Here is a 24,544-nt window from a genome sequence, read left to right as displayed (position 1 = left end):
GTTTCGGCTCGCCGATGTGCAGGGGGACGGGGGTAACGCCTTCGGGAGGGTTAACGCCCTGCATGGCTTCGCGCAGGCGGGCGAACGGATAGGGTTGGAGCTGGTCGAGTAGTGGGTTCATGGGGGTTCCAAATGTCTATCGAGAAGGTCATCTTAGCATTTTTTATGCGGATTTTGTTGACAATGTATCCATAGAAAGGAAGGCAGGATGAAGGTCGTCTGAAAACCATTTTCAGACGACCTTTGGAGAAGAACATGATTTGCCAGTCATAAAAAAGGACATATTGAATATGCCCTTTTTTGTTTTGCAAATCTGCGGATATGATTTATTTCGCTGTTGCGGGAAGAGTGCCGTTGAGCAGATATTGAATGGTTTCTTGCACCGTACGGATAGCATTGCCAAAAGGCAGCGGGTCTTTACCGCGGAAAAACAATCCTTTATCGACTTCACCACGGAAGGCGGCGGAGAGTTGGATGTCGATACAGAATTGCCCGGCTTTTGCCAAACCGTCGCGCAGGCCGCAGCTGGTCAGACAGTTCAAGCCTTGCGTACAGCGGCGCGGGTCGGCTTTGGCATTGGCTTGCAGCTTGGATTCGCGCTTGATGTAGCTGTCTAGAAATTTGGTGCGCACACCGCGTGCGGGCAGTCCGGCAACAGACATAAATTCGACAACATGCTCGGTTTCCGCGCCTGCCAGCGTTTTTTTGAAGTTGATGTGGGCATCGCCTTCTTCGGTAACGGCAAACGCTGTGCCGATTTGGACGGCGGACGCACCCCAGTTTTTCAGGGCAGTTTTGACTTTTTCAAAGTTTGCCATGCCGCCGGCGAGGATGAGCGGGATTTTTTCGCTTTCAAGACCTAAGTTCTTGAATACTTCAAAAGTTTCTTCGATGACGCGTTTGAATTCAAACTTGGCATCGTTCACACCTGCCACGCTTGCCGCACCCAAGTGTCCGGCGGCGTGTGCGGGATGCTCGATAACGATGGCATCGGGCAAAACACCTTTTTTCATCCAGCGTTTCAATACGATACCGATACCGCGCGATTCGGACAAAATCGGGAACAGGGCGACATCTTTGTGATAACCCTCGGTCATTTCAGGCAAATCCAGCGGCAATCCCGCACCCATCACAATCGCGTCCGCGCCCGATTCACAGGCTTGGCGGACATAGGCGGCGTGGTCTTTGACGGCTTTCATGACGTTGACGGCGATCATGCCTTTACCGTTTGCGTCGGCTTTGGCTTTTTGGATTTCGCGGTCAAGTGCGGTGCAGTTGAGTTGGGTGTATTTTTCTTCACTCGGATTGATTTTGGATTCAGCGAGCAAGTCGTCGTGCAAGTGGCGCAAATCGACGCTGGCAATCGTGCCGACACCGTTTTCACGCGCGACTGCGCTGGAGAGTTTCGATGCGGAAACGCCCACGCCCATTCCGCCTTGAACGACGGGAATCAATGATTTGCCACGGATGAGCAATGGGTCGAAGTTGCTTTGCATGTATGGGTTCCTTGATGGTTGCGGGTGGTGTTTTTAATAGACGGGTATCTGTATCGAGGTTGCTTTTATCGGCTAAATGACGCCTGTTTTAAGATTTTAGGAATTATACTCTAATCAAATGGGAAATTAGAGTTTTAATACAGTTTCTTTGTTAAAATAATCTTAATATATTGTTAATTAAGAAACTATTTTTTTGAGTATCAGCGGTGTGCAGCGGTATTTTTAGGACGAATGCGTCGTTTAAAAATCAAAAAGGTCGTCTGAAAACCTGATTGGGCTTTTTCAGACGACCTATGCTTTGCCGGTAAAGATTCGGGTTGTTTACGGATGGTTGGCTGCTATATGGTAGCACGTTTCAAATGCGGCTTCTTCTCCCGCGTTCAGCTTGATTAACCCTAAGCCGTTGTTGAAACAGTCGGGTGCGCCGCTGAGGTTTTCGATGGCGATGGTGTCGCGGGTCGATGGGGTGAAGATTTGCAGGTAGGGATAGGATGCGTCGGGGTAAATGCTCAGGGTCAGTCCGTTGCCTGAAAGCGTGCAGGCGGCGGGTTTGCTGAGTGCCAAGACAAAGCTGTTGTCCAATTCGATGCCTGCCAGGCTTGAGGTCGTCTGAAAACGGGTGTCGTCGATGATGCTGCCGTCGGGAACCAAATCGGCATCGAAGCCTAGGCGTTTGCTGCTGTCGATTTCGAGCGACCAATCGTCGGCTTTGCCGCCGAGCGTGAAATAGGGGTGCCAGCCGTCTGCGAGCGGCATGGCGGTCGTGCCTTGGTTGCGGACGGTGGAGCGGATGCTTAAGCCGTCTGTGCTGAGACGGTAGCGGACGGTCAGGCTGAAGGGAAAGGGATAGCCGCTGTCGTCTTGTGCGTAATCTGCGCGGATTTCGACTTCGGCGGATTGGTTGTCGGCATGGCTGTTGACGAGGGCGAACTCGTGGTCATACATCAAACCGTGTGCCGCGTGTTCGGCGAGTTTGAATTTGCCGCACTGATATGCTTTGCCGTCAAAGCTGTATTTGCCGTGGCGCAGGCGGCAGGCGTACGGGCTGAGTTTGCCGCTGCGGAACCATTCGGTCAGGCTCTCGCGGGCGTGTTGCGGGGAGTCGTAAGCTTTGACGATGTTGAACCATGTGCCGTCGGGGCGGCGGATTTCGTAGCGGTTGAGCAGCCCGCCGTAAAGATAAATTTCCGCGCGCAAATCGGCGGAAGCGAGCAGCAGGCGGTCGTTGTCGGTTTTGAGTGTGAACATGAAGCGGCTCCTGATTGGGGTTGGGGCAGGGTGTATAAAAGGTCGTCTGAAAAGTTTTCAGACGACCTTTGCGGTCAGGATTTCTTCCGCCGGCGTTCGCCCGGCAGCAGCATGTCCGCCCATTTGATGATGTTGGCGACTTCGGCGGGGTTGAGTTCGTAGAACTGTCCGCGTTTGAGGCGGTTGGGCAGGCCGATGGGGCCGAAGCCGACGCGCACGAGGCGGCTGACGGTGAGGCCTTGGCTTTCGAATATGCGGCGCACTTCGCGGTTGCGGCCTTCTTTAATCACGACGTTGTACCATTTGTTCGCGCCTTCGCCGCCTTGTTCGTAGATGCGTTCGACTTTTGCCAAGCCGTCTTCGAGCATCACGCCTTCTTCGGTGAGGCTGCGCATTTGTTCGGTGGTCAGCCCGCCCAGTACGCGCACGGCGTATTCGCGTTCGACTTCGAAGCTGGGGTGGGCGAAACGTTGGACGAGTTCGCCGGAGGTGGTCAGGATGAGCAGACCGCTGGTGTTGATGTCCAAGCGTCCGATGGCGACCCAGCGGCTGCTGGCGGCCTGCGGCAGGCGGTCGAAAATGCTGACGCGGCCTTGCGGGTCGTCGCGGGAAACGATTTCGCCTTCTTGTTTGTAATACAGGATGATGCGCGGCAGGCGGTCCGCCCATTTTAGCTTGATGATGCTGCCTTTGACGGTAACGTGGTCGTCGGGGGTGACTTTGTCGCCCAGTTGCGCGGTTTTGCCGTTGACGGTTACCCAGCCGTTGTTGATCCATTCTTCCATTTCGCGGCGCGAGCCGACGCCGGACGCGGCAAGCACCTTTTGCAGGCGTTCGGGTTCCATGCGCGACAGGTCGCTGCGGCGCTCTTTCAAATCGCGCGAGCGTTCCATGATTTTTTGGTTGGGATTGCGGACGACGAGTTTTCTGGCTTTGGTGGCACGCTGTTTGGGGGCGTTTTGCGGCTTGAGGTCGTCTGAAACTTTTTGTTCGTAAGGTTTGGAAGCGGCTTTGCGCGTTTCGTCTTTAGGACGGGCTTTGCTTTTGAAAGGTTTGGCGGTTTTCTTGGCAGACGGGGCTGCGCCGTCGCGCCATTGGCGTTTGCTGGTGGGTTGCTTGGACATGGGGTTCTCCTAACGCGTTTCCTGATGATCGGAACGGTTCTTCTGCGGCGGTGGCGGCAGGATAAGTTACGGATAAAAGGTCGTCCCGCCAGGAGGCTGCGCACTCTGAAACGAATGAAACGAGTTTTGTTAAAACGTTTTTATATTTCAGACGACCTTTTGCTGAGTCGGGATTTTACCCTATCGGCTTGAAGCTGTGGGAAGTTTAAGGCGACAGCCGCTCGCGTATCCAGTTGCCGTCAACCAAGCGGTATTGGATGCGGTCGTGCAGGCGGCTGGGGCGGCCCTGCCAGAATTCGATGCGGTCGGGAATGACGAGATAGCCGCCCCAATGCGGCGGGCGCGGGACGTGCAGCGGGTGTTTCGCACCCACTGCCGCCGCTTTGGCAACCAACATCGCCTTGCTCGACAACACTTCGCTCTGCGCGCTTGCCCATGCGCCGATGCGGCTGGTGTAGGGGCGGCTGTCGAAATATTCGTCCGAAGCGGCGGCATCCAGTTTTTCGATGCGCCCTTCAGCGCGCACCTGCCGCTCCAGTTCCGGCCAGAAAAACGTCATGGCGGCAAACGGATGCGCGTCAAACGAGCGTCCTTTGCGGCTTAAGTAATTGCTGAAGAAAACAAATCCCTGCGGATTGACTTCTTTCAGCAGCACCATGCGGCTGTTTGGTCTTCCATCTTCGCCCACCGAGGCGACGTTGACGGCGGTCGGCTCGTTGACTTGCGAATGAATCGCCTCGTTCAGCCATTGCTCGAACTGGACAATCGGGTCGGCATGGCATTCCGATTCCGACAGTTCGCGCTTGCTGTAATCTTCGCGGATATTGTGCAAATCCATGATGTCCTCCGATATTCACGTTTGTTTGAATGAATCATACCCCGTTTTTTCAGACGACTCCAACGATAGGGCGGGGGAATATGTGTATAATCCGCGTCAAATCAAATTAAATGGAAAAAAATCATGCAAACCGAAGTCGAACTGAAAATCCTCAATCCGAAAATGGCGGACAAACTGCCCGCCTACGCCACGCCGGGTTCCGCCGGACTCGATCTGCGCGCCTGTTTGGATGAAGCCGTTACCCTGCAACCGGGCGACACCTACCTCGTTCCGACCGGTCTGGCGGTGCACCTTGCCAATCCCGACTACGCCGCCGTTTTGCTGCCGCGTTCCGGTCTGGGACACAAACACGGCATCGTCTTGGGCAACTTGGTCGGACTGATCGACTCGGACTATCAGGGCGAACTCAAAGTCTCCGTGTGGAACAGGGGAAAAGAAGCGTTCACCATCGAGCCGCTGGAACGCATCGCGCAAATGGTGATTGTCCCCGTCGTTCAAGCATCGTTTAAAGTCGTGGACGAATTTGCCGCCAGCGAACGCGGCGAAGGCGGCTTCGGCAGCACGGGCAAAGCCTAAACCGCCTGTTTACATACAAAGGTCGTCTGAAAATTTGCGATGCGGTTTTTCAGACGACCTTTTGCCGTATTTGTATTGCAGGCTGAAATTGATAGAACGTGCAGTATTGGATACAATTTCGTTTCTTAAAATTTTTTAACGTTTGACAACGGATAGAAAGACTGCAATGGCTGAAACAATGAAAAAACAGGCAGATTCGCCTGATTTGGTGTACGGTTTGGAAGACAAACCGCCATTCGGAAATGCCTTATTAAGCGCGATCACGCATCTTCTGGCGATTTTTGTGCCGATGATTACGCCCGCGCTGATTGTGGGCGGCGCGCTGGAATTGCCGGTGGAGATGACGGCGTATCTCGTGTCGATGGCGATGGTTGCGTCGGGTGTCGGCACTTATTTGCAGGTCAACCGCCTCGGGCCGGTCGGTTCGGGGATGCTGTCTATCCAGTCTGTGAATTTCTCGTTCGTTACCGTCATGATCGCGCTCGGCGCGGGGATGAAAGAGGGCGGTTTGACCAAGGATGCGATGATTTCGACGCTGTTGGGCGTATCGTTTGTCGGTGCGTTTTTGGTGTGTTTCTCGGCGTGGCTTCTGCCGTATTTGAAAAAAGTGATTACGCCGACGGTCAGCGGCGTGGTCGTGATGCTGATTGGTCTGAGTTTGGTACACGTCGGCATTACCGATTTCGGCGGCGGCTTCGGCGCGAAGGCGAACGGCACGTTCGGCTCGATGGAAAACTTGGGGCTGGCATCGCTGGTGTTGCTGATTGTGTTGATATTCAACTGCATGAAAAATCCGCTGCTGCGCATGAGCGGCATCGCGGTCGGGCTGATTGTCGGCTACATCGTCGCGCTGTTTTTGGGCAAGGTGGATTTTTCCGCGCTGCAAAACCTGCCGTTGGTTACGCTGCCCGTACCGTTTAAATACGGTTTTGCTTTTGACTGGCACGCATTTATTGTGGCGGGCGCGATTTTCCTGTTGAGCGTGTTTGAGGCGGTCGGCGATTTGACCGCGACGGCAATGGTGTCCGACCAACCGATTGAAGGCGAGGAATACACCAAACGCCTGCGCGGCGGTGTGTTGGCGGACGGCTTGGTATCGGTGATTGCGACGGCTTTGGGTTCGCTGCCGTTGACGACTTTTGCGCAAAACAACGGCGTAATTCAGATGACCGGCGTGGCCTCGCGCCATGTGGGCAAATATATTGCCGTGATTTTGGTGTTGCTGGGTTTGTTCCCCGTGGTCGGACGCGCGTTTACGACGATTCCGAGTCCGGTGTTGGGTGGTGCGATGGTTTTGATGTTCGGCTTGATTGCGATTGCGGGCGTGCGGATTTTGGTCAGCCACGGCATCCGCAGGCGCGAAGCGGTAATTGCGGCAACTTCGGTCGGTTTGGGTTTGGGCGTGGCGTTTGAGCCGGAAGTGTTTAAGAACCTGCCCGTCTTGTTTCAAAACTCCATTTCCGCCGGCGGCATTACGGCAGTTATCCTGAACCTGCTTTTGCCGGAGGATAAAACCGACAAAGTCGTCAAAATCGATACCGAGGGGCTGGAGCATTAAGCTTCAAGCTAGACAAAAAGGTCGTCTGAAATTTGATTTTCAGACGACCTTTTTGATAATCCTATTACACAAATATGACATTCGTGGAATAATCCGCAAACTTTAAAAGCAGGTAATTATATGATTAAAAATAAGAAAATAATTTTGGCGATTTTAACTTCGGTTATCTTGTTCTCAATTTATTTTTTCAGCAATTACCGTATCTTCTTCTCTCCTTTTGAAATCCTCAGCAACAAAACTATAGAACAGAACCTACAAGGGATTTGCGTGGATGAGGGAAGGAAATTGAGCAAGGAAGAATTGTTGAGGCGGGCTTTGGTCAGCTATTTCACGCATGAATCGACAGGGCAGTATTTCGATGACCCATCTGACTACGCCTGGAAGGACAGATGTTCCACTGAGAAATCGTGTCAGTTGTATATGATGCCCGCTATCGAGATGGGGGATTATATCTTTGACAAGGAAAAAAGAATCTCGCTATTAAAGGCAAGGAATAACGGGGTTACATTCAGCAGGGCGGATCAGTTTTTTCCAAAAAATGTCCGCTACCAATCGCACAAGCTCCCTTTCGGGTTTTATGCCTCAAACAGGTTCAGTTCTTTTTACCCTTATGACTGCTGCGGTATCAAGGAAAAGTCAGAGTTATTGAAAGCTGATTATCCGTTCAATGGCACACCCGATTTATTGGAACAAAGAGGGTTAGGAAATTATTTTTTAGATTTAAAAATAATTAATTTAAATTTAACAGATAAAATGGAAGTATATTATATGAGATATATCATAAATAATTGTGGATTATATCTTCCCGAAAAATATTCTTCTGTAAAAGGCGATTATACAAAGCATATGACTACAGATTATGGTTTCCATATTAATGAGAATTGGATTCAGGTGGTTACAGAAATTCCTGTTGGCTGTATAAAATGGAGTAATGGAAAACCTGATGATTCTGTAACGCGTTTACTTTTTAAAAGATTGGATTATATTTTCAACTACCAAACCCTTTGGGATGGTAATGATTTTTACAGTTGTCTTAAGAACCCTTAAATTACACGAGGAAATGCAATGATGTCTCAAACTAAAAAATTTGTTTTGGATTTGTCTGGAAATTATACAAGCGAAGTACTGTCTTATTATTTATGGGGGCAGAAGACACCTCCGTCTAAAACGAATATCTTGTCGAATAATTGGAGATGAATATGCAAGCGTTTGTGTATTATTTAATCAGTTTATTTTTTGGAATTATTCCAGGTTTTATTCTTGGAGTTAAAATTTATCGTAGGATTTCGGGAAATAAATCTTAAATGAATAGGAAAGAGCTATGATAGGAATACTTTTTTTTATTGCCAATATCACTATATTTGGTTTTTTGGGATTTATTGTTGGGATAGTATTTGAATGGAAAAGCAAAAAATATGAAATCCTACGTTCTGAAAAAAGGCTTTTGTTTTATATTGTCGGTGTGATACTTTGGTTTTTTATAATGTTTGGTGATGAAATAATAGGCATGTATCAGCTAAAAAAATTATGTGAGTCTGAAAGAATCTTTTTAATAAAGGATGTCAGTAAACTAAGTAATAAAAATTTAATTTTAGAATTTGATAGTAAAAATCGTAAGAATGTTAGGTATTCTGCTATACCTATAAAATATAATATATCGAAGTATCTGGATGCTTCAAATCAAAGTGAAATTTTTACATATAAGACATATACGCCATACGGAGGGTGGTTTTCTCGAATGATGGCATCTTTAATCGGCGCAGGGGGATATGTATTGTTTTTTGATAAGAAAGAAGTATGTAAATCATCAGATTATAATATTTTGAAAGAGAAATATAAATTCTCAATTTCAGATGTAATCTATAAATAATTTAAGGATATTTAAATGATTAATTTAAACTTGAAAGACGTTTATGTAAATGCTTTATTGGCGGATGCTGTTTATGTTGATAGCCTATTGAAAATTAATAGTGTTGATGAGCAGGACGGCTTGATACAACGTATGACGAAGTCGCAAGCAAAGTTTATTGTTGATAATTTTGAAGTTATTGCCAGTTTAGAAACTAATGATATCAATGGAAGTGGTTTTGATGCGGTTGTATGGAGAGGAAAGCCAGGCTCTTTTTATGCGGGAAGAATTTTCGTTTCTACTCGTGGGACGGAAGGAATTCAAGACTTTTTGACTGATACTGATTTAGCTGTAAATTCTGCTGCCCGTAAACAGATTGCGAACATGTTTAATTGGTGGAAACAAATAACAACACCTATAGGAAAAATGGCTGAGCAAATTCAGGTGTTTAATCACATTGATAGACCATATACAGGTTATTCAAGAGTTCTTGAAACTGCAAAAGCTGTATCAGGTCTTGGTCTGATTGATATTTATCCTAATGGAGAAAAATTATCTGTTACAGTTAATGGACATAGCCTGGGTGGACATTTGGCATCATCATTTGCCCGTCTTTTTGGTAATGAAGTTAATATTGAATCCGTCAATACATTTAACAGTGCAGGATTTATTTCCTCAAGTGAGAGTTTCTTCTCTAAAATTGAAGAAATTCTAACTTTACCTAAAACTAAATTCTATCAAGAGCAAAATAATTATTTTGCATTGCATGGAATTAATCTTACAACTAATGATTGGTGGTTTAATCAGGTTGGAAAACGACAACCTTTATTTAATGAAGAAAGCACGTTCTTTCGTCATGAAAATCACTATATGTACAAAATTACCGATGCTTTGGCATTGGGATATACACTATCATTGCTCGATAAAAATTTAACATTAGAAAAAATGAATCAACTTTTTAATCTATCTAGCAACAAACCTGAGGCATCATTGGAAAATGTTTTAGATTTTGTCAGGGGTATTATTATTGGTAAGGACATTAAGCCTACAACTGTTGGTGATGTTGCGGATGATGCTGATTCTCGTGAAGAGTACCATCAGAACATTGTTGAATTAAGGGGAAAAATTGAGTCCTTGGCAGAAAATGGACAAAAATTTGAATTTCTAAAATTGAATTTGGAAATTGCCAAAACAGATTCTGCCGAAGGTATGGCAATGCGTTATGCTTTGAAAGAATTGAGCCCGTTTGCCTTAGTTGGTTTTGACTATAGTAAGTTCAATGCAGATGGTACATTGGGGCTTTATTCTGCTTCCAATCCAAACGGAATGACCGATCAATATTTAGAAGCGCGTTTCAAAATGGCGGAAGTTTGGGAAAAATTCGCAGCCAAGGATATAGATTATGAGCCTTTGGAATCTAGAGGAGAGGATAATGGACGTTATCTAGATTTGCAAAAAGATATGAAGCTGGAAGTTGCCGATTATATGAATAAAGTTTCTTATAAATTTACTTTATTCGGCAACACTGAAAATAATAATTTAATTGGTGGTTTAAATGAGGATAGATTATTCGGTGGTAACGGCGACGATGTTTTAGACGGACGCGCAGGTTCAGATTATCTTGAAGGCGGCAACGGCGACGATACTTACCGTATCAACGGTTTAGACAATGTCTTCGACAGCGACCGAAAGGGGGCAATCGTGTTTTCAGACGACGTCCGCGCGTCCCGTTTTATCCGCAACAGCGAAAGCGACGATACCTGGCTGAGCGTGGGTGCGGACGGTAAGCCTGACGGTTTGATGACGGCGGTGCGTCCTGCGCTTTCCCATTCGCTGTTGGTGAAGCACGGTAAGGATATGGCGGTCATCCGCGATTTCTTTGAAGGCGAGAAATCGGATGTTTCGGCTTTGGGGATCACATTGACGACCAAGGAGAAGCCTGCCATGCCCGATTCGGAGGCCGGGGAAGGCTCTTTGGTGCGTACCGACGGGGTCGGCGCGGCGGACAAGTACAATGTGTTCTATGCGAATGCGCAAGACCGCTGGTTCAATCTGACGGGCGGCAATAAGGACGATGTGCTGTTTGCGGGCGGCGCGGGCAGGCTGACGGTGTCGGCAGGTGCGGGCAACGACCGTGTGTACGGAAGCTACGGCGCGGACGTCATCAATGGCGGCGAGGGCAACGATTTGTTGAATGGCAGCAATTTTGCGGGCAACAAAACCGAGGCACAGAAGGCGGAAGACCGCGACATCATCATCGGCGGCGCAGGCCGGGATTTGATTTACGGCGGCGTGGGCGACGATGTGATTTATTCGGAGCTGACGGACAGCCATCTGTCGGAAACGGGTTCGTCCGAACGTGGCGACTGGGTTGCTGCGGGCGAGGGCGATGATGAGGTTTTCGGCAGTGCAAACCGCGATTTGATTACGGGCGGCGAAGGCAGCGATACGGTCTTCGGCGGTGCGGGCGACGATGTGATTCTGGGCGACGGCTTTTTGCGCGCAGGCAGCCGCGGACACTATATTTCCACGGGTGGCGGGGACATTTATTTCAATTACGGTACGGTTGCGCCCGTCATGCCGTTGGTGCCGGGCTTGGTCATGCCGCGTCCGGTGCGGATTCCTGCCGGTACGCTGAGCTACGAATATACTTGGGGCGACGGTAAATGGGATCCGAACTACCTGAACAGCGCAAGCCGTACGCACAACGATACGGATGCTTGGGATGTTGTGATTGACGCCGAGGCCGGCGATTACGCACTGACGGCGAAAATTGCGCCTTCGGACAATGTACACCGCGTTGCTGCAGGCGGTGCGGCGGATGTGCTGCATGGCGGTGCGGGCAATGATTTGCTTGTCGGTCAGGACGGCAACGATGTGCTGTACGGCGGTTCGGGCAATGACATTTTGTGGGGCGACGACAACCGCGACGCTGCGGTATCGGGAGACGATTATCTGGACGGCGGAGAGGGCGACGACAGGCTCTACGGCGGCAAGGGACACGATACGCTGGCAGCGGGCGCGGGACGCGACCTGCTCGACGGCGGCGAGGGTTTCGATTCTTATCTTTTTGCGTCCCGCGATTTGCAGAATGCCGATGATGTGAAAACCATACGCGATGCGGGCGGGGAAGGCGCGATCTTTATCGACGGCGTTTCGCTCGACAGTACGGTTTGGACGGCGGATGCCGATAAGCCTGATGTCTGGCATTCGGCGCAAGGTTGGAAGCTGGCTTTGATGGGCACAAGCCTGGTTTTGACGGGCGCGACGTTCCAAGGACAGATTGCGATAGAGAATTTCCGCGATGGAATGTTTGGATTGGTGTTGCCTGCGCCCAATTCTGCGCCGCAGGCGGATAAGGCGGTTGAAACTTTGTCGGTATCGGCGGATAAGCTGTTCAGCCATCAGTTTGCGGATGATTTGTTCCGCGACGACAAGGGTGTCGTGCGCTATGAATTGACTTTGGCGGACGGCTCGCCCCTGCCCGAAGGTTTGGCGTTTGATTCGGCAAGCCGTACTTTGAGCGGCAAAGTGTCGTCTGAAACGGATAAATTGGTTCTGAAAATCAGTGCGTTCGATGGCGAGGGTTTGTCGGCGTCCCAAGATTGGACGTTGGCAATCGGGGCGGAAAACCATGCGCCCGAAGTGCAGGGTCGTCTGAATACGCAATACGCACGAGCGGGACAGGAATGGAAGTTTGCATTGCCGGAGGGATTGTTTGCCGATAAAGACGGCGATGCGCTGACTTACCGCGCGACGCTTGCCGATGGTGGCAGACTGCCTGAAGGCATGGATTTTGACGGTAAACGCGGCGTATTCGGCGGCAGGGTTCTGCAATCGGGCAGCTTTGATTTGAAAATTACGGCAGCCGATACGCAGGGCGCAACGGCAGAAGCCGCTATGCGCTTGGAAGTATTGGGACGTGCGTCGGGGCAGGACAGGATTTTGACCGGAACGGACGGCGAAGACGTGCTGCGCGGCGGATCGGGCAGCGATGTGCTGGCAGGCGGTGCGGGCAATGATATGCTGTATGGCGGTATCAACAGCAGCGATGTTTACCTTTTTGCAGCGGGACACGGACACGATACCGTCAGGGATGCAACTTATCAGGGCGGTAAATTTACCGATACGCTGCGCTTCGATGGCGCGGTTTCCGGTTCGGCCAGATTTATCCGCAGCGGCAACGATTTGACCGTCAAGGCATACGGCGAAGACGATTCGGTAACGGTTGCCAATTATTTCCAGTCGGTTGCCAACCGTCATGTACGTTTCGAGTTTGCCGACAAAACCTTGGATGCGGAAGCCATGAAAACGGCGACTATGGAAATATATGGCTCCGATACAGGAGCGACGCTGACGGGCTGGCACGGCAACGATACGATTCATGGCGGCGCGGGCAACGATAAAATCTACGGCGGCTACGGCAAAGACACGATTATCGGCGGGAAAGGCGACGATTATCTGGCAGGCGGTATCAACACTGCGGATACTTACATTTTTGCGGCGGGACACGGCAAAGATACAGTAGCCGACGGCTCAACCCGCGCGGGCGTGTTTACCGACCGTTTGGTGTTCGAAGGGGTGAAACAGGCAGATGCCGTGTTCGCACGCGCCCAAGACAGCCTGCTTATCCGTGCTTTCGGTGAAGGGGATGAAGTGAAGGTTGAACATTACTACGCTTCGGCACAATCGCGAGACCTCAGTCTGAGTTTTGCCGATCAGATGGTGAATCCTGCACAATTGTACGAACGAGTACAGCATATTGTCTGATTGAAGGCTTGGGGAATGTGTAAAGGTCGTCTGAAAACCTGAAACATGGTTTTCAGACGACCTTTTTCTTTGAATCGGTTTTATAGTGGATTAACTTTAAATCAGGACAAGGCGACGAAGCCGCAGACAGTACAGATAGTACGGAACCGATTCACTTGGTGCTTCGGCACCTTAGAGAATCGTTCTCTTTGAGCTAAGGCGAGGCAACGCCGTACTGGTTTAAAGTTAATCCACTATATCGGTCTGTTTTCAGCATCCGCAAGAAGTCTCATCCGATGTCTGAAGGCTCAAAGCTTTGCGTTTTTTAGCTTTTTCGTAACGGCAGCGTTGACGCTCGGTAGTAATTTCCAGCGGTGGAACGGGAACGGGTTTGCCGTCTTCAACCGCGACCATGGTGAAGTAGCAGCTATTGGTATGGCGCACTTCACCGGTGCGGATGTTTTGCGCTTCGACGCGTATGCCGATTTCCATGGAAGTTCTGCCCGTGTAGTTTACGCTGGAGTAAAAAGTTACCAAATCACCGACGTGTATCGGCTCTTTAAACAAGACTTTATCGACAGACAGGGTAACGCAATAATTACCGCTGTAACGGCTGGCGCAGGAATAGGCGACTTGGTCGAGCAGGCGCAAAAGTTCGCCGCCGTGGACGTTGCCACTGAAATTGGCGGTATCCGGCATCATCAGCTCGGACATGATGAGTTCGTGTGAAGGGAGTTGGCGGGCTTGTTCCATGATGTTCCTCTTTTTGAAATAAATGTTTGTGTTAAAACGGGCGGTCTGTGATTGTTTTGAATAGTTTCAGACGACCTTAATAATGAGTGTATTTAATATATGAATATACGGCAATTGGAATTTTTTATGGCTTTATAACCATTTCCTACGCGAGAAGAAAATCAGCAGCCCGACGATGATGCACAACATCAAACCTAAAACCATAAAATAGCCGTAATGCCAATGCAGCTCGGGCATGTTGTCGAAGTTCATGCCGTAGATGCCGGTGATGACGGTCAGCGGCATGAAGATGATGGTGATGACGGTCAGGACGCGCATTTGCTGGTTCATGCGGTTGGACTGAAAGGAAAGGTAGATGTCCATCATGCTCAACACCATGTCGCGGGAGGCGTCGAGCGATTCGAGAAGCTGCATGTTGTGGTCGTACACGTCGCGCAGATAGACGGTGGACTCGCCTTTGAAAATGGCGAAATCGCCGCGCACGGCAAGCTGATAGAACACATCGCGCAAGGGCAAGAGCGTTCGGCGCAGGCGGACGGCGTCGCGCTTGAGACGGTGGATTTTGCCGAGAATGTCGCTGTTTTCGTTTTTAAACAAAGATTTGTCTATAGCTTCGACGCGGTTGTTGTACTCTTCCAAGACGATGAAATAGTCGTCCACGATGCGGTCGAGCAGGCAATAGGCGAGGAAGGCGGTGTTTTTACCGAGGATGCCGCGCAGGTTTTCGCTCATTTGGCGGCGCAACTGGCTGAACAGGCCCAGCGGTTTTTGCTGGAACGACAACACAAAATCCTTGCCGATAATCAGATACACCTGGTCGGAATTCAGTTTGCCGGCGGCAGTATAGTGGTAAACCTGCGCGGCGATAAACAGATAATTGCCATAGTCTTCGATTTTGGGGCGTTGTTTGCGGCTGAGGATGTCTTCGATGACCAGCTCGTGGATGCCGTAAGGTTCGAGCGTGTGTTTGAGCAGCGCGGCGTTGTTGATGCCGACAAAGTGCAGCCAGTTGGTCTGCCCCGCTTGCGGACGGGCGATGTCGGGCAGTTTTTTGCCCGCGAGATAATCGTGTTGGGCAAACGTATCGGCGGAATAAAGCGTCTGGTGGATGGCGGAACGCGGCGCGTTGTCGGTATTGCTGCGCGGGACGGTTTGGTCTTGCGTGATTTCTGCGGGTATTGTCTCGGGAGCGGGTGGTGTGTTCATCATGATTGAAGGTATGTCTGAAGGTCGTCTGAAAACAGAATGTTTTTTCAGACGACCTTGGTTTTAAATGATTAGCATTGTAACAGAGTAGGGCAGGTACCAAGGTCGTCTGAAAATTCAAAGGCGGCGCATATTCAAAGCATGTCGTTTCGGGTATAGTGTCGCTTGTTGTTACACGGTTGTTTCCTTTGTAGGAAAAGATTTTGGAGCTGTAAAAATGTTTAAACGTCCTGAAGAAATCATTGTTTTGGTGCTGGCTGTTTTATGGGTGGTTTTGACGTATTTTCTGGCCGCATTTTGTGGGGCGGATGCTTATACGGTGATGTTGATCACCGGGCTGACTTTGATTTGGGCGGCGGTATGTTTCCGCTTTTGGCAAAAGGGCTGGGAGCGCACGATTTGGCCTGTTTTTTTAGGATGTCTTGTTGCTTGCTGGTGGCCGATGTTGGATTGGCTTGCCGTCAAAGATATTATTGTGCCGAATTCTGAAGCGACGGCGATTGTGGTTGCAAAACCTTGGTACGCAAACTGGATTTTCAAATCTTTTCTGGCTTTGCTGCCTGTCGTTGCCGGATATGCATTGAAATGGAAAAGATCGCGTAATGTCCAATAATTCAGGTGGTCAAGCATCAAATCAATCTTTAAAAACGCCGTTTGCCGAAACGGCGTTTTTTATTTCCGTCCGACTTGATTTTATAGTGATTGCCCTTAACTATAAATCCAATAAAAATTTTGGATATTATTAATCAAAGGAATAACATGGCAGAAAAAAATTATTATGAAATATTGGGCGTCGCTAAAGATGCGGATGAAGCCGCTATTAAAAAAGCCTACCGTAAGCTGGTGCGCAAATACCATCCCGATGTGAGCAAAGAGCCGGATGCCGTTGAGCGTACGGCGGAAATCAACCGTGCTTACGAGACGCTTTCCGACAAGGAAAAGCGTGCCGAGTATGATGAAATGCTGGCAAACCCTTATGGGCGCAACGCAGGGGGCAATCCGTTCGGGCAAGGCGGGAACCCGTTTGGCAAAGGTTTCGACGGCGGAAGTTTCCGTTATGAGTACCGGGAAGGGGAGCCGTTCGGCGCGGGCGACTTTAATTTCGAAGACTTGTTTTCATCGTTCCGCCACGCCGGCTCCCGACCCGAGCAGCCGCGCGGTCCCGTCAAGGGAGAGGATCAACACGCCGAATTGAGCATTGATATTTATGCAGCCTATACCGGTGCGGAGCGCAGTCTGACTTTGAATGTGCCGACTTTGGACGAATACGGCCGTATGGTTTACCAAAGCAAAACCCTCAACGTCAAAATTCCCAAAGGCATCGCCGAAGGCCAGCAAATCCGTTTGGCAGGGCAGGGGTTGCCGGGCAGCAATGGTGGAGCGAACGGGGATTTGTACTTGAAAATCAAGTTCCACGACCGGCCGGACTTATACGTCAAAAACAGAAAAGACGTATATCAGACGATAGACGTCAAACCGTGGGAAGCGGTATTGGGCGGCAAAATCATCGTTCCTACCGCATCCGGCCGCTTACAGGTCAATCTGCCCGCCAACACTCAGAGCGGCAAAACCATCCGCCTTAAAGGCAAGGGCATTCCGGCAAAAGAGGCGGGAGACCTATACTTGAATATCCGCATCAATGTCCCTGTTGCAGAAAGTGAAGCCGACCGTGCCGCATGGGAGAAACTGGCAGAGCATTTCGCTGCGAAACACGCATGAGAGAAAGGATAAACCATGACGCAATCCACCGACATTACATTGACTTTTGAAGAAATCATTGCTGTCAGCCATTGCCGCCGCGATTGGCTGTTGGAACTCATCGAGGAAGACATCATCAGCATAGGTGGCAAGCCCGAACAAACTACGTTCAGCGGTTTCCACCTTGCACGCATCCGCCGCGCACAGCGTCTGAGCCGTGATTTTGAGGCCGGCATCCCGGCGTTGGGCTTGATTATGCGGCTTTTAGATGAAGTGGAAGAGCTGAGGAAAGCACAGCGGCCGTCGGTGTTGCTGGAAGAGGAAGGACAATAGGGCGTTGTTATGTGTGAAGAAAGGTCATCTGAAAACGAAACAGGTTTTCAGACGACCTTTTAAGTATGGCCGGATAACAAGGGTTTGGTTTGAGATAAATCAACCTATAGCTTGGGTTTTATTTGGAAACTTCTAATACGATCAGCATCGATGTTGTACTGTCTGTTTATTTGATGGATTCCCGCCTGCGTCGGCATTGCGCTTTTATATTTACTTTTTCCCATATTTTTTGTACAACTTGGGTTTAACCTTATTTGAAGAGGTCGTCTGAAATGCCTGTCATGCTGATTGTCCGTCCGTCCGCGCGTGCGGGAGATGATGTGCACACCTGTTCGCGGGCGGGGTGGAGCGCGCGGGTGTTGAGTCCGGTTGAAATTGAGCCGGATGAAACGGCGTTGCGCGGTTTGAAAGAACAGTTTTCCCGTGCGGATGCGGTGTTTTGGGTCAGTCCGACGGCAGTTGAAACCGCTGCGCCGTATGTGGATTTTTCAGACGACCTGAAGGCTCTGATTGCGGTCGGACGGGCAAGCGGTCGCGCTTTGCGGCGTTGCGGCGCGAAAAATGTGTCTGTGCCGCAAGAAGGCAACGACAGCGAGGCGGTGTTGCGGCTGCCGGTTTGGGATATGCTGCCGCAAGGCGCGCGCGTATTGATTGTGCGCGGACGCGGCGGGCGCGATTTTTTGGCGGAGTCCTTAAAGAAAAAAGGCTTTGCGGTCGAAATCGCAGAAGTATATTTCAGACGACCTAATGAATTGAATTGGCAGGATTTTGATGCCGAATCCATTGATACCGCCTTTATCGCTTCGGGCGAACTGGTACGCGGGCTGTTTGCTCAGGTTCCGCCGCAGTTTTCCCGATTCTTCGAATCCTTGTTATACTTCACCCATCATCCGCGCATAGCCGACGCGCTTCGCGAGGCGGGTGCGCGCCACATACGAGTCGTCGCTTCTCTGAAAGCGGCACTTTCATTACTTCCTAAGGAGCAAACCGATGAGCCGGTCTGAAGACAATCCATCCGAAGCAAACGAAGCCGGTCGACCGATTATCGTCGACAGTCAAGGCAACGCGGAGTCGTCTGAAACAGCGGCTCCGAAAAAGGCCAAGCAGCCTAAAACCTCCGAATACGCAGGAACACACATGTCTGAATCTAAAAATCTTCCCCAAAACCAACCCGCCCCCGTCATCATCAAACAATCCGGCGGCAGAGGGCTGGCAGTAGGCGCGCTGGTGCTGGCGCTGCTGGGTTTGGGCGCAAGCGGCTTTTTGTTTGTACAAGGACAGAACGTCTTGAAAAACCAAGAGCTTTCGTTTAACCAAAAGCTCGATAAAGCCGCCTTGGGCGAATCTGAAAACGCTTTACTCCTGAAAGACCATTTAAACCGCCAAACCGCCATCCAAGCCGAAATCGACCGCTTGGGCAAAGCGCAAATGGCAAACAACGAACAAATCCTATTGACGCAAAAAGCGTATCAAGAGCTGACCAAAGGACGCGTCAACTGGCTGGTTGACGAAGCGGAAACCATGTTAAACCTTGCTTCTCAGCAACTGCTGCTGTCAGGCAATGTACAAGGCGCAGCGGCGGTGTTGGAACACATCGACGGCCGCCTGAGCCGTTTCGACCAACCCGAACTGCTGTCCATCAAACAAGCCGTCAGCCATGATTTGGCGGCATTGAAAAACCGTCCTTATGTCGATATTTCTGGCACGGCGTTGCGCCTCGACCGCTTGGAAACCGCCGTTTCCGGTCTGCCGCTGGTGTTGGACGGCGTATTGCAGCCGGGCGAGCAGGCGCAAAGCAACGGCGCATCTTCAGGCTCTTGGTGGCAAAATGCTTGGGACAAATCTTTGGTTGCACTGAAAGGGCTGGTGGAAGTCCGCCGACTCGACAATAAAGACGCGATGCTGCTTTCGCCCGAACAGGCGTATTTCGTCCGCGAAAACCTGCGCCTGCGCCTTTTGGACGCGCGTACCGCATTGTTGCAGCACAACGGCGAGGTTTATCAAAGCGATTTGAACTACGTCGAAGCGGCGGTCAGACAATACTTTGACGGCAAATCGCCCGCGACGCAGGCATGGTTGAAAGAATTGTCAGAATTGAAGGCGCTGGAAGTGCGCATGATTTCAGACGACAGCTTGAAAGCCAGCCTCAGCGCAGTCCGCGCTTATCAAGACGGCACACGCGCTCCGATCGCGCTGCCTGAGCCTGTAACTTCCGCCGCGTCCGCGCCTCTGCCTGCCGCTGCTTCGGAAGCTGCCACTCCTCAAACTACCGTACCCGCAGGCGAAACTGCTTCTGCACCGAAAACCGCTTCTGCACCGAAGGCTCCCCATCCTGCCAAAGCAAGACCCGCTCCTGCGCAGAAACCCGCCCCTGCCGCCCAAACAGAAGCGAAACCTTTAGAAGCTCCGGCGCTGCCTTCCAAGACTAAGCCGCAAAACATTTCCGAGCCGGAAAAGAAAGCGGCTCCTGAAAAACAAAGCCGTCCTGCCGCCGATGTTGAGACCAAAGGAGGCCGCGCATGAAAGCTGTCGTCTGGATTGTCGTTTTATTCGCAGCCGCAGTCGGTATCGTCCTGACTTCCGGTGTTTACACGGGTAATGTCTATATCGTCGTCGGACAAGTCATGATGCGGGTCAACCTGCACGCCTTTGTCTTAGGGTTGGTCCTTTTTGTCGTTGCCCTGTATTTCCTGATCAAATTCATCGTCGGCCTGATGAACATCCCCGCCCGTATGCAGCGTTTCGGCACGGCGCGCAAAGGTCGTCAGGCAGCCGTTGCCTTAAACAGCGCAGGTTTGGCGTTTTTCGAAGGCCGTTTTGAAAAAGCCGAGCAAGAAGCCGCCAAAGTATTGGAAAACAAAGAAGCCGGCGACAACCGCAATCTCGCGCTGATGTTGGGCGCACACGCCGCCGACCAAATGGAAAACTTCGAACTGCGCGACCACTACCTGAAAGATATCGAAAAACTGCCGAACAAACAGCAGCTTTCCCGCTATCTGTTGTTGGCAGAATCCGCACTCAGCCGTCGCGATTATCCGACCGCTCTCGAAAATCTGAACGCCGCCGCGCGCATCCATCCCAACCTGTCCCGCCTCGCCCGCCTGCAACTGCGTTATGCCTTTGACCACGGCGATGCGGAAGATGTGCTGGCGAAATCCGAAAAACTGATGAAAGCCGGCGCGATAAACGATTTTGAAGCGGAGCAATACCAAAGCTGGGCATACCGCCGCCTGTTGGCGGAAGCATCAGACGCAGCTCGTCTGAAAGCCTGTCTGAAACGCATTCCCGAAGCACTCAAAGCGGACGAATTGTGTGTCGCCATTGCTGAAAAATACGAGCGTCTCGGACTCTATACCGAAGCCGTCAAGTGGGTACGCCACTATTATCCACAAAACCGCCGTCCCGAACTTTTGGAAGCCTTTGTCGAAAGCGTCCGCTTCTTCAACGAACGCGGTCAGCAAAAAGCCATAGACCTTGCCGATTCTTGGCTGAAAGACAAACCTGACGACGCGCCGCTCTTGATGTACCTCGGACAGCTTGCCTACGGCCGCAACCTATGGGGTAAGGCACAAAGTTACCTCGAAGCCAGCATCGCCCTACAACCGAGCATCGCCGCCCGCCTCATGCTCGCGCGCGTACTCGACGAAACCGGACAACCGCAAAAAGCTCAGGAACAGCGGAAATTGGTTTTGGAAGCCGTCTCCGAAGAAGAGCGCCACGCCGCGTTGGAGCAGCATAGCTAAGTTTGAGAAACATCTTTATCTGGGAGAATTTGATGGGACTTTCAGATTCCTTTAAGTCAAAGAAAGAAACATTTGAAATTGGAACGCCTGCTTATAATCAAAGGTTGATTGATGTTTGGAAAAAGAGCATTAAGGGAGATGAAAAATCTTGGGTGCTCTTTGAAAATGGAACTTGCGTCATTTTACTTGAGCCAGAAAAAGATCTGGCAAAACAGGCTAAAGAGATATTAAGCAAATGGGGCAGAGTTCAAATAGGAACACCATCTGCAGATTTTGACATCATCACTTTAGACAGTGGCGATGGATATGCCGTTTCATGCCATCATCCCGAAATTTCTACCCTGGTCCTAAAAGAAGAAGGATTGGATGAAGATTTCAAAATCGGTATCGAAGGGCGTTCTAATCGCGATTGTGATGCTGAAGAACTCAACGTTATCCATATCGAAGATAAACGCGCTATACAGACCTCGTAAAAGGCTGCTGCCGTTTAATCATCTACTGATGATTGTCCCTAGATAAATATGTTCGTCTCCCCCCCCCTTTCAGACGACCTTTCATTGCGGAAACCGCCGCAAAGGTCGTCTGAAAACCGTTTTCCTTCCCTGTTTTACAAACAAACCGAAAGCCCCACATGACCTCTTTGAAAAACGACACTTTCCTCCGCGCCCTGCTCAAACAGCCCGTCGAATACACGCCGATTTGGATGATGCGTCAGGCGGGGCGTTATCTGCCCGAATACAAAGCCACACGCGCGAAAGCGGGCAGCTTCCTCGATTTGTGTAAAAACACCGAATTGGCGACCGAAGTCACCATCCAACCTTTAGAACGCTTCGATTTGGACGCGGCGATTTTGTTCTCCGACATTCTGACCGTCCCCGACGCAATGGGCTTGGGACTGTACTTTGCCGAAGGCGAAGGCCCGAAATTCGAACGCGCCTTGCAACACGAATCCGACATCGCCAAGCTGCAAGTTCCCGATATGGAAAAACTGCAATACGTTTTCGACGCAGTAACTTCCATCCGCAAAGCATTGGACGGTCGCGTACCGCTCATCGGCTTCTCCGGCAGCCCGTTCACGCTCGCCTGCTATATGGTCGAAGGCGGCAGCAGCAAAGAATTCCGCACCATCAAAACCATGATGTACTCGCGCCCCGATTTGCTGCACAAAATCCTCGACACCAACGCCCAAGCCGTTACCGCCTACCTCAACGCCCAAATCGACGCGGGCGCCCAGGCTGTACAGATTTTCGATACTTGGGGCGGCGTCCTGAGCGATGCTGCGTTTAAAGAATTCAGCCTCAAATACATCCGCCAAATCGTTGCCGGATTGAAACGCGAAAGCGAAGGCAGACGCGTTCCCGTCATCGTGTTTGCCAAAGGCGGCGGGCTGTGGCTGGAAAGCATGGCGGAAATCGGCGCAGACGCCCTGGGCTTGGACTGGACGTGCAACATCGGCGAAGCACGCCGCCGCGTCGGCAACCAAGTCGCCCTGCAAGGCAACTTCGACCCGTTTGCCCTCTTTGGCACGCCCGAATCCATCCGCACTGAAGTCGCGCGCATCCTTGCCAACTTCGGACACGGTAGCGGTCATGTCTTCAACCTCGGACACGGCATCAACCAACACGCTGACCCCGAACACGCCAAAATCTTAGTGGATACCGTACACGAACTGTCGCGCCAATATCGCGCCTGATTGAGCGCGGAAAAAGGTCGTCTGAAAAATCGCTATACTCATTTTCAGACGACCTTTGTATATACTCATCATCTGAACCTTATCGCCTCAAACCAGTCAGATTCAAAATACATCCGCTCCCGTCATCCCATTTCCTATCGAACATGACTTTTCTAAAAGACATCACCTGGACAGAAATCTTCATTTTCGCCCACACCTGCGCCGCGCTCGGCTGCGTCTTGCGTGTGTTGTACAAACAAAAAAACATCGGCTCCACCTTCGCCTGGCTGATTATCCTCTTCCTATTCCCCGTCTTCGGCACCATCGCCTACCTGCTTATCGGCGAACCCCGACTCGGCACAGCGCGGGCAAAGCGCACAGGCGAGATGAACCGCTTCTATCAAAGTTTCGCCGAAAGCTACCTCTCCGAGATCTACCTCGGCGTCGGTGACAACGTCAAATCCCGTTATCACGGCATTAGCAGAGTCGCCGCCAAAGGAACGGGACTGGGCGCGACGCGCAACAACGCCATGACGCTGCTGTCCACCACCGATGAAATCATCGACACCATGCTTGCCGACATCCGCGCCGCCCGCCATTCCTGCATGCTCGCCTTCTACATCATCGAACCCGAAGGCAGGATAGAAGAACTGTTAAACGAACTCCTCGCCGCCGCCGACAGAGGTTTGGACTGCGCCATCCTCGCCGACGCCGTCGGCAGCAGCCGCTTTTTCGACAGCGGCTGGGTAGAAACCCTGCGCGAAGCCGGCATAGAAGTCCACGCCTCATTGCCCGTCGGCGTCTGGCGCACCTTCTTCACCCGCACCGACCTGCGCAACCACCGCAAAATCCTCGTCATCGACAGCAAAATCGGTTACACCGGCAGCTTCAACCTCGTCGATCCCCGCTTCTTCAAAAAAGATTCAGGCGTCGGCGAATGGGTGGACGTCATGATGCGCTGCACCGGCCCGATGGTACTCGAACTCTCCGCCGTCTTCTTTGCCGACCTCGCCGTCGAAACCGACGAAAACCTCGAAGGCGTACAGCAATATCTGACGCAGGCGCAAGAGCGCATTCCCGAAATCCTTCCCGAAAAAATGCAGCAGGGCGACATCGTCGCCCAAGTCATCCCCTCCGCCCCCGAACAAGGCAGCCACGTCATTTACGAAACCATCATCAGCGCGATTTACGCCGCCACCAAACAAATCACCATCACCACCCCCTATTTCGTCCCCGACGAACCCCTCCTGATGGCATTGACCATCGCCGCCAAACGCGGCGTCAAAGTTACCCTGATTCTGCCCGCCAAAGTCGATTCCCTCATGGTGCGTTACGCCTCCCGCGCCTACTACCCCATGCTGCTGGACGCAGGCGTCAAAATCGCCATGTTCGAAGGCGGACTTCTACACGCCAAAACCATGACCATAGACGAAGACTACGCCCTCTTCGGCACGGTCAACATGGACATGCGCAGCTTCTTCCTCAACCTCGAAATCAGCCTCGCCATCTACGACCGCGACATCACCAAACAAATCTGCAACCTGCAACGCGACTACCTCAAAAATAGCAGCTACATCACCGTCAAAGCATGGCAGCAACGCTCCAAATTCCGCGGGCTGATAGAAAACACTGTCCGCTTAGTCAGTCCGCTTTTGTAGCAGATAAAAATGGAAAGCAGCCGTATCGTCATTTCACCGAGGA

General features: G+C 51.0%; 20 protein-coding genes and 1 pseudogene. 14 read left to right on the top strand and 7 right to left on the bottom strand.

What is annotated here, in order from left to right; all coding sequences use genetic code 11:
- The 5 genes and pseudogenes from DBY90_RS10785 to pdxH form a co-directional block, all read right to left on the bottom strand.
- Positions 1–121 (bottom strand): annotated as a pseudogene (locus DBY90_RS10785) (succinyldiaminopimelate transaminase); the annotation flags it as partial.
- Between the two features lie 205 nt (positions 122–326).
- Entirely contained in the window at positions 327–1,496 is a 1,170-nt protein-coding gene (locus tag DBY90_RS10780) for an NAD(P)H-dependent flavin oxidoreductase (RefSeq protein ID WP_070493928.1), read from the bottom strand.
- A gap of 321 nt (positions 1,497–1,817) precedes the next feature.
- Positions 1,818–2,744 carry an aldose 1-epimerase gene (locus DBY90_RS10775; protein WP_070493931.1) on the bottom strand — a complete coding sequence of 309 codons (927 nt, stop codon included), beginning with the start codon at positions 2,742–2,744 and terminating at the stop codon, positions 1,818–1,820.
- A 74-nt stretch (positions 2,745–2,818) separates the two neighbouring features.
- Positions 2,819–3,868, bottom strand: coding sequence for a pseudouridine synthase (locus DBY90_RS10770; RefSeq protein WP_070493935.1), 1,050 nt, complete (start codon positions 3,866–3,868; stop codon positions 2,819–2,821).
- Positions 3,869–4,073: 205 nt separating this feature from the next.
- Positions 4,074–4,706, bottom strand: coding sequence for a pyridoxamine 5'-phosphate oxidase (pdxH, locus tag DBY90_RS10765; RefSeq protein WP_070493938.1), 633 nt, complete (start codon positions 4,704–4,706; stop codon positions 4,074–4,076).
- Between the two features lie 123 nt (positions 4,707–4,829).
- Here pdxH and dut point away from each other — a divergent pair, with 123 nt between their 5' ends.
- From dut to DBY90_RS13420, 5 genes are all read left to right on the top strand, one after another.
- Positions 4,830–5,282 (top strand): dUTP diphosphatase, encoded by a 453-nt coding sequence (dut, locus tag DBY90_RS10760; RefSeq protein ID WP_070493941.1) that lies wholly within the window; start codon positions 4,830–4,832, stop codon positions 5,280–5,282.
- 166 nt (positions 5,283–5,448) lie between these two features.
- Positions 5,449–6,840 (top strand): nucleobase:cation symporter-2 family protein, encoded by a 1,392-nt coding sequence (locus DBY90_RS10755; RefSeq protein WP_070493944.1) that lies wholly within the window; start codon positions 5,449–5,451, stop codon positions 6,838–6,840.
- A 120-nt stretch (positions 6,841–6,960) separates the two neighbouring features.
- Positions 6,961–7,887, top strand: coding sequence for a hypothetical protein (locus tag DBY90_RS10750; RefSeq protein WP_070493947.1), 927 nt, complete (start codon positions 6,961–6,963; stop codon positions 7,885–7,887).
- Positions 7,888–8,161: 274 nt separating this feature from the next.
- Complete coding sequence (locus DBY90_RS10745; protein WP_049229044.1) at positions 8,162–8,710, top strand: hypothetical protein; 549 nt, start codon at positions 8,162–8,164, stop codon at positions 8,708–8,710.
- A 1,194-nt stretch (positions 8,711–9,904) separates the two neighbouring features.
- A complete protein-coding gene (locus DBY90_RS13420) occupies positions 9,905–13,459 on the top strand; it encodes a putative Ig domain-containing protein (protein WP_267894295.1) in 3,555 nt (1,184 codons plus the stop codon).
- Between the two features lie 249 nt (positions 13,460–13,708).
- Here the strand turns inward: DBY90_RS13420 and DBY90_RS10735 are convergent, their stop codons facing one another.
- Both DBY90_RS10735 and corA read right to left on the bottom strand, forming a co-directional pair.
- Entirely contained in the window at positions 13,709–14,191 is a 483-nt protein-coding gene (locus tag DBY90_RS10735; protein ID WP_070493953.1) for an acyl-CoA thioesterase, read from the bottom strand.
- Between the two features lie 132 nt (positions 14,192–14,323).
- Positions 14,324–15,400, bottom strand: a complete 1,077-nt coding sequence (gene corA, locus DBY90_RS10730; protein WP_411713483.1) for a magnesium/cobalt transporter CorA — start codon at positions 15,398–15,400, stop codon at positions 14,324–14,326.
- Between the two features lie 214 nt (positions 15,401–15,614).
- Between corA and DBY90_RS10725 the strand changes: the two genes are divergently transcribed.
- The 9 genes from DBY90_RS10725 to cls all read left to right on the top strand — a co-directional run bounded on the left by DBY90_RS10725 (position 15,615) and on the right by cls (position 24,501).
- The gene (locus tag DBY90_RS10725) at positions 15,615–16,010 is read left to right on the top strand and encodes a hypothetical protein (protein ID WP_049229165.1); all 396 of its coding nucleotides are present in this window, start codon (positions 15,615–15,617) and stop codon (positions 16,008–16,010) included.
- A gap of 146 nt (positions 16,011–16,156) precedes the next feature.
- Positions 16,157–17,116 (top strand): DnaJ C-terminal domain-containing protein, encoded by a 960-nt coding sequence (locus DBY90_RS10720; protein WP_070493956.1) that lies wholly within the window; start codon positions 16,157–16,159, stop codon positions 17,114–17,116.
- 15 nt (positions 17,117–17,131) lie between these two features.
- Positions 17,132–17,428, top strand: a complete 297-nt coding sequence (locus DBY90_RS10715) for a chaperone modulator CbpM (protein WP_019270561.1) — start codon at positions 17,132–17,134, stop codon at positions 17,426–17,428.
- 272 nt (positions 17,429–17,700) lie between these two features.
- Positions 17,701–18,432, top strand: coding sequence for a uroporphyrinogen-III synthase (locus DBY90_RS10710; RefSeq protein ID WP_070493957.1), 732 nt, complete (start codon positions 17,701–17,703; stop codon positions 18,430–18,432).
- Complete coding sequence (locus DBY90_RS10705) at positions 18,419–19,951, top strand: uroporphyrinogen-III C-methyltransferase (protein ID WP_070493961.1); 1,533 nt, start codon at positions 18,419–18,421, stop codon at positions 19,949–19,951. Before DBY90_RS10710 ends, DBY90_RS10705 begins: the two co-directional genes overlap by 14 nt.
- On the top strand, positions 19,948–21,171 hold the full coding sequence (locus DBY90_RS10700) for a heme biosynthesis protein HemY (RefSeq protein ID WP_070493964.1): 1,224 nt from the start codon (positions 19,948–19,950) through the stop codon (positions 21,169–21,171). Before DBY90_RS10705 ends, DBY90_RS10700 begins: the two co-directional genes overlap by 4 nt.
- A 32-nt stretch (positions 21,172–21,203) precedes the next feature.
- Entirely contained in the window at positions 21,204–21,644 is a 441-nt protein-coding gene (locus DBY90_RS10695) for a hypothetical protein (protein ID WP_070493967.1), read from the top strand.
- Between the two features lie 158 nt (positions 21,645–21,802).
- Positions 21,803–22,864: a uroporphyrinogen decarboxylase gene (gene hemE / locus DBY90_RS10690; protein WP_070493970.1), complete on the top strand. Its 1,062-nt coding sequence runs from the start codon at positions 21,803–21,805 to the stop codon at positions 22,862–22,864.
- Positions 22,865–23,007: 143 nt separating this feature from the next.
- On the top strand, positions 23,008–24,501 hold the full coding sequence (gene cls, locus DBY90_RS10685; RefSeq protein ID WP_070493973.1) for a cardiolipin synthase: 1,494 nt from the start codon (positions 23,008–23,010) through the stop codon (positions 24,499–24,501).
- Positions 24,502–24,544: the final 43 nt, after the last annotated feature.

The organism is Neisseria mucosa (genome assembly GCF_003044445.1).
Classification (GTDB): Bacteria; Pseudomonadota; Gammaproteobacteria; order Burkholderiales; family Neisseriaceae; genus Neisseria; species Neisseria mucosa_A.
This window is presented reverse-complemented; position numbering and strand designations above follow the sequence as displayed.

Bases quoted from the DNA above. Each gene is read 5' to 3' on its own strand.
- pdxH (WP_070493938.1), bottom strand. From the start codon at position 4,706: ATGGATTTGCACAATATCCGCGAAGATTACAGCAAGCGCGAACTGTCG.
- DBY90_RS10705 (WP_070493961.1), top strand. From the start codon at position 18,419: ATGAGCCGGTCTGAAGACAATCCATCCGAAGCAAACGAAGCCGGTCGA.
- cls (WP_070493973.1), top strand. From the start codon at position 23,008: ATGACTTTTCTAAAAGACATCACCTGGACAGAAATCTTCATTTTCGCC.
- DBY90_RS13420 (WP_267894295.1), top strand. From the start codon at position 9,905: ATGCGTTATGCTTTGAAAGAATTGAGCCCGTTTGCCTTAGTTGGTTTT.
- DBY90_RS10775 (WP_070493931.1), bottom strand. From the start codon at position 2,744: ATGTTCACACTCAAAACCGACAACGACCGCCTGCTGCTCGCTTCCGCC.
- DBY90_RS10700 (WP_070493964.1), top strand. From the start codon at position 19,948: ATGAAAGCTGTCGTCTGGATTGTCGTTTTATTCGCAGCCGCAGTCGGT.
- DBY90_RS10710 (WP_070493957.1), top strand. From the start codon at position 17,701: ATGCCTGTCATGCTGATTGTCCGTCCGTCCGCGCGTGCGGGAGATGAT.
- corA (WP_411713483.1), bottom strand. From the start codon at position 15,400: ATGATGAACACACCACCCGCTCCCGAGACAATACCCGCAGAAATCACG.
- DBY90_RS10745 (WP_049229044.1), top strand. From the start codon at position 8,162: ATGATAGGAATACTTTTTTTTATTGCCAATATCACTATATTTGGTTTT.
- DBY90_RS10735 (WP_070493953.1), bottom strand. From the start codon at position 14,191: ATGGAACAAGCCCGCCAACTCCCTTCACACGAACTCATCATGTCCGAG.
- DBY90_RS10720 (WP_070493956.1), top strand. From the start codon at position 16,157: ATGGCAGAAAAAAATTATTATGAAATATTGGGCGTCGCTAAAGATGCG.
- DBY90_RS10715 (WP_019270561.1), top strand. From the start codon at position 17,132: ATGACGCAATCCACCGACATTACATTGACTTTTGAAGAAATCATTGCT.
- DBY90_RS10695 (WP_070493967.1), top strand. From the start codon at position 21,204: ATGGGACTTTCAGATTCCTTTAAGTCAAAGAAAGAAACATTTGAAATT.
- DBY90_RS10770 (WP_070493935.1), bottom strand. From the start codon at position 3,868: ATGTCCAAGCAACCCACCAGCAAACGCCAATGGCGCGACGGCGCAGCC.
- DBY90_RS10755 (WP_070493944.1), top strand. From the start codon at position 5,449: ATGGCTGAAACAATGAAAAAACAGGCAGATTCGCCTGATTTGGTGTAC.
- DBY90_RS10725 (WP_049229165.1), top strand. From the start codon at position 15,615: ATGTTTAAACGTCCTGAAGAAATCATTGTTTTGGTGCTGGCTGTTTTA.
- DBY90_RS10780 (WP_070493928.1), bottom strand. From the start codon at position 1,496: ATGCAAAGCAACTTCGACCCATTGCTCATCCGTGGCAAATCATTGATT.
- DBY90_RS10750 (WP_070493947.1), top strand. From the start codon at position 6,961: ATGATTAAAAATAAGAAAATAATTTTGGCGATTTTAACTTCGGTTATC.
- hemE (WP_070493970.1), top strand. From the start codon at position 21,803: ATGACCTCTTTGAAAAACGACACTTTCCTCCGCGCCCTGCTCAAACAG.
- dut (WP_070493941.1), top strand. From the start codon at position 4,830: ATGCAAACCGAAGTCGAACTGAAAATCCTCAATCCGAAAATGGCGGAC.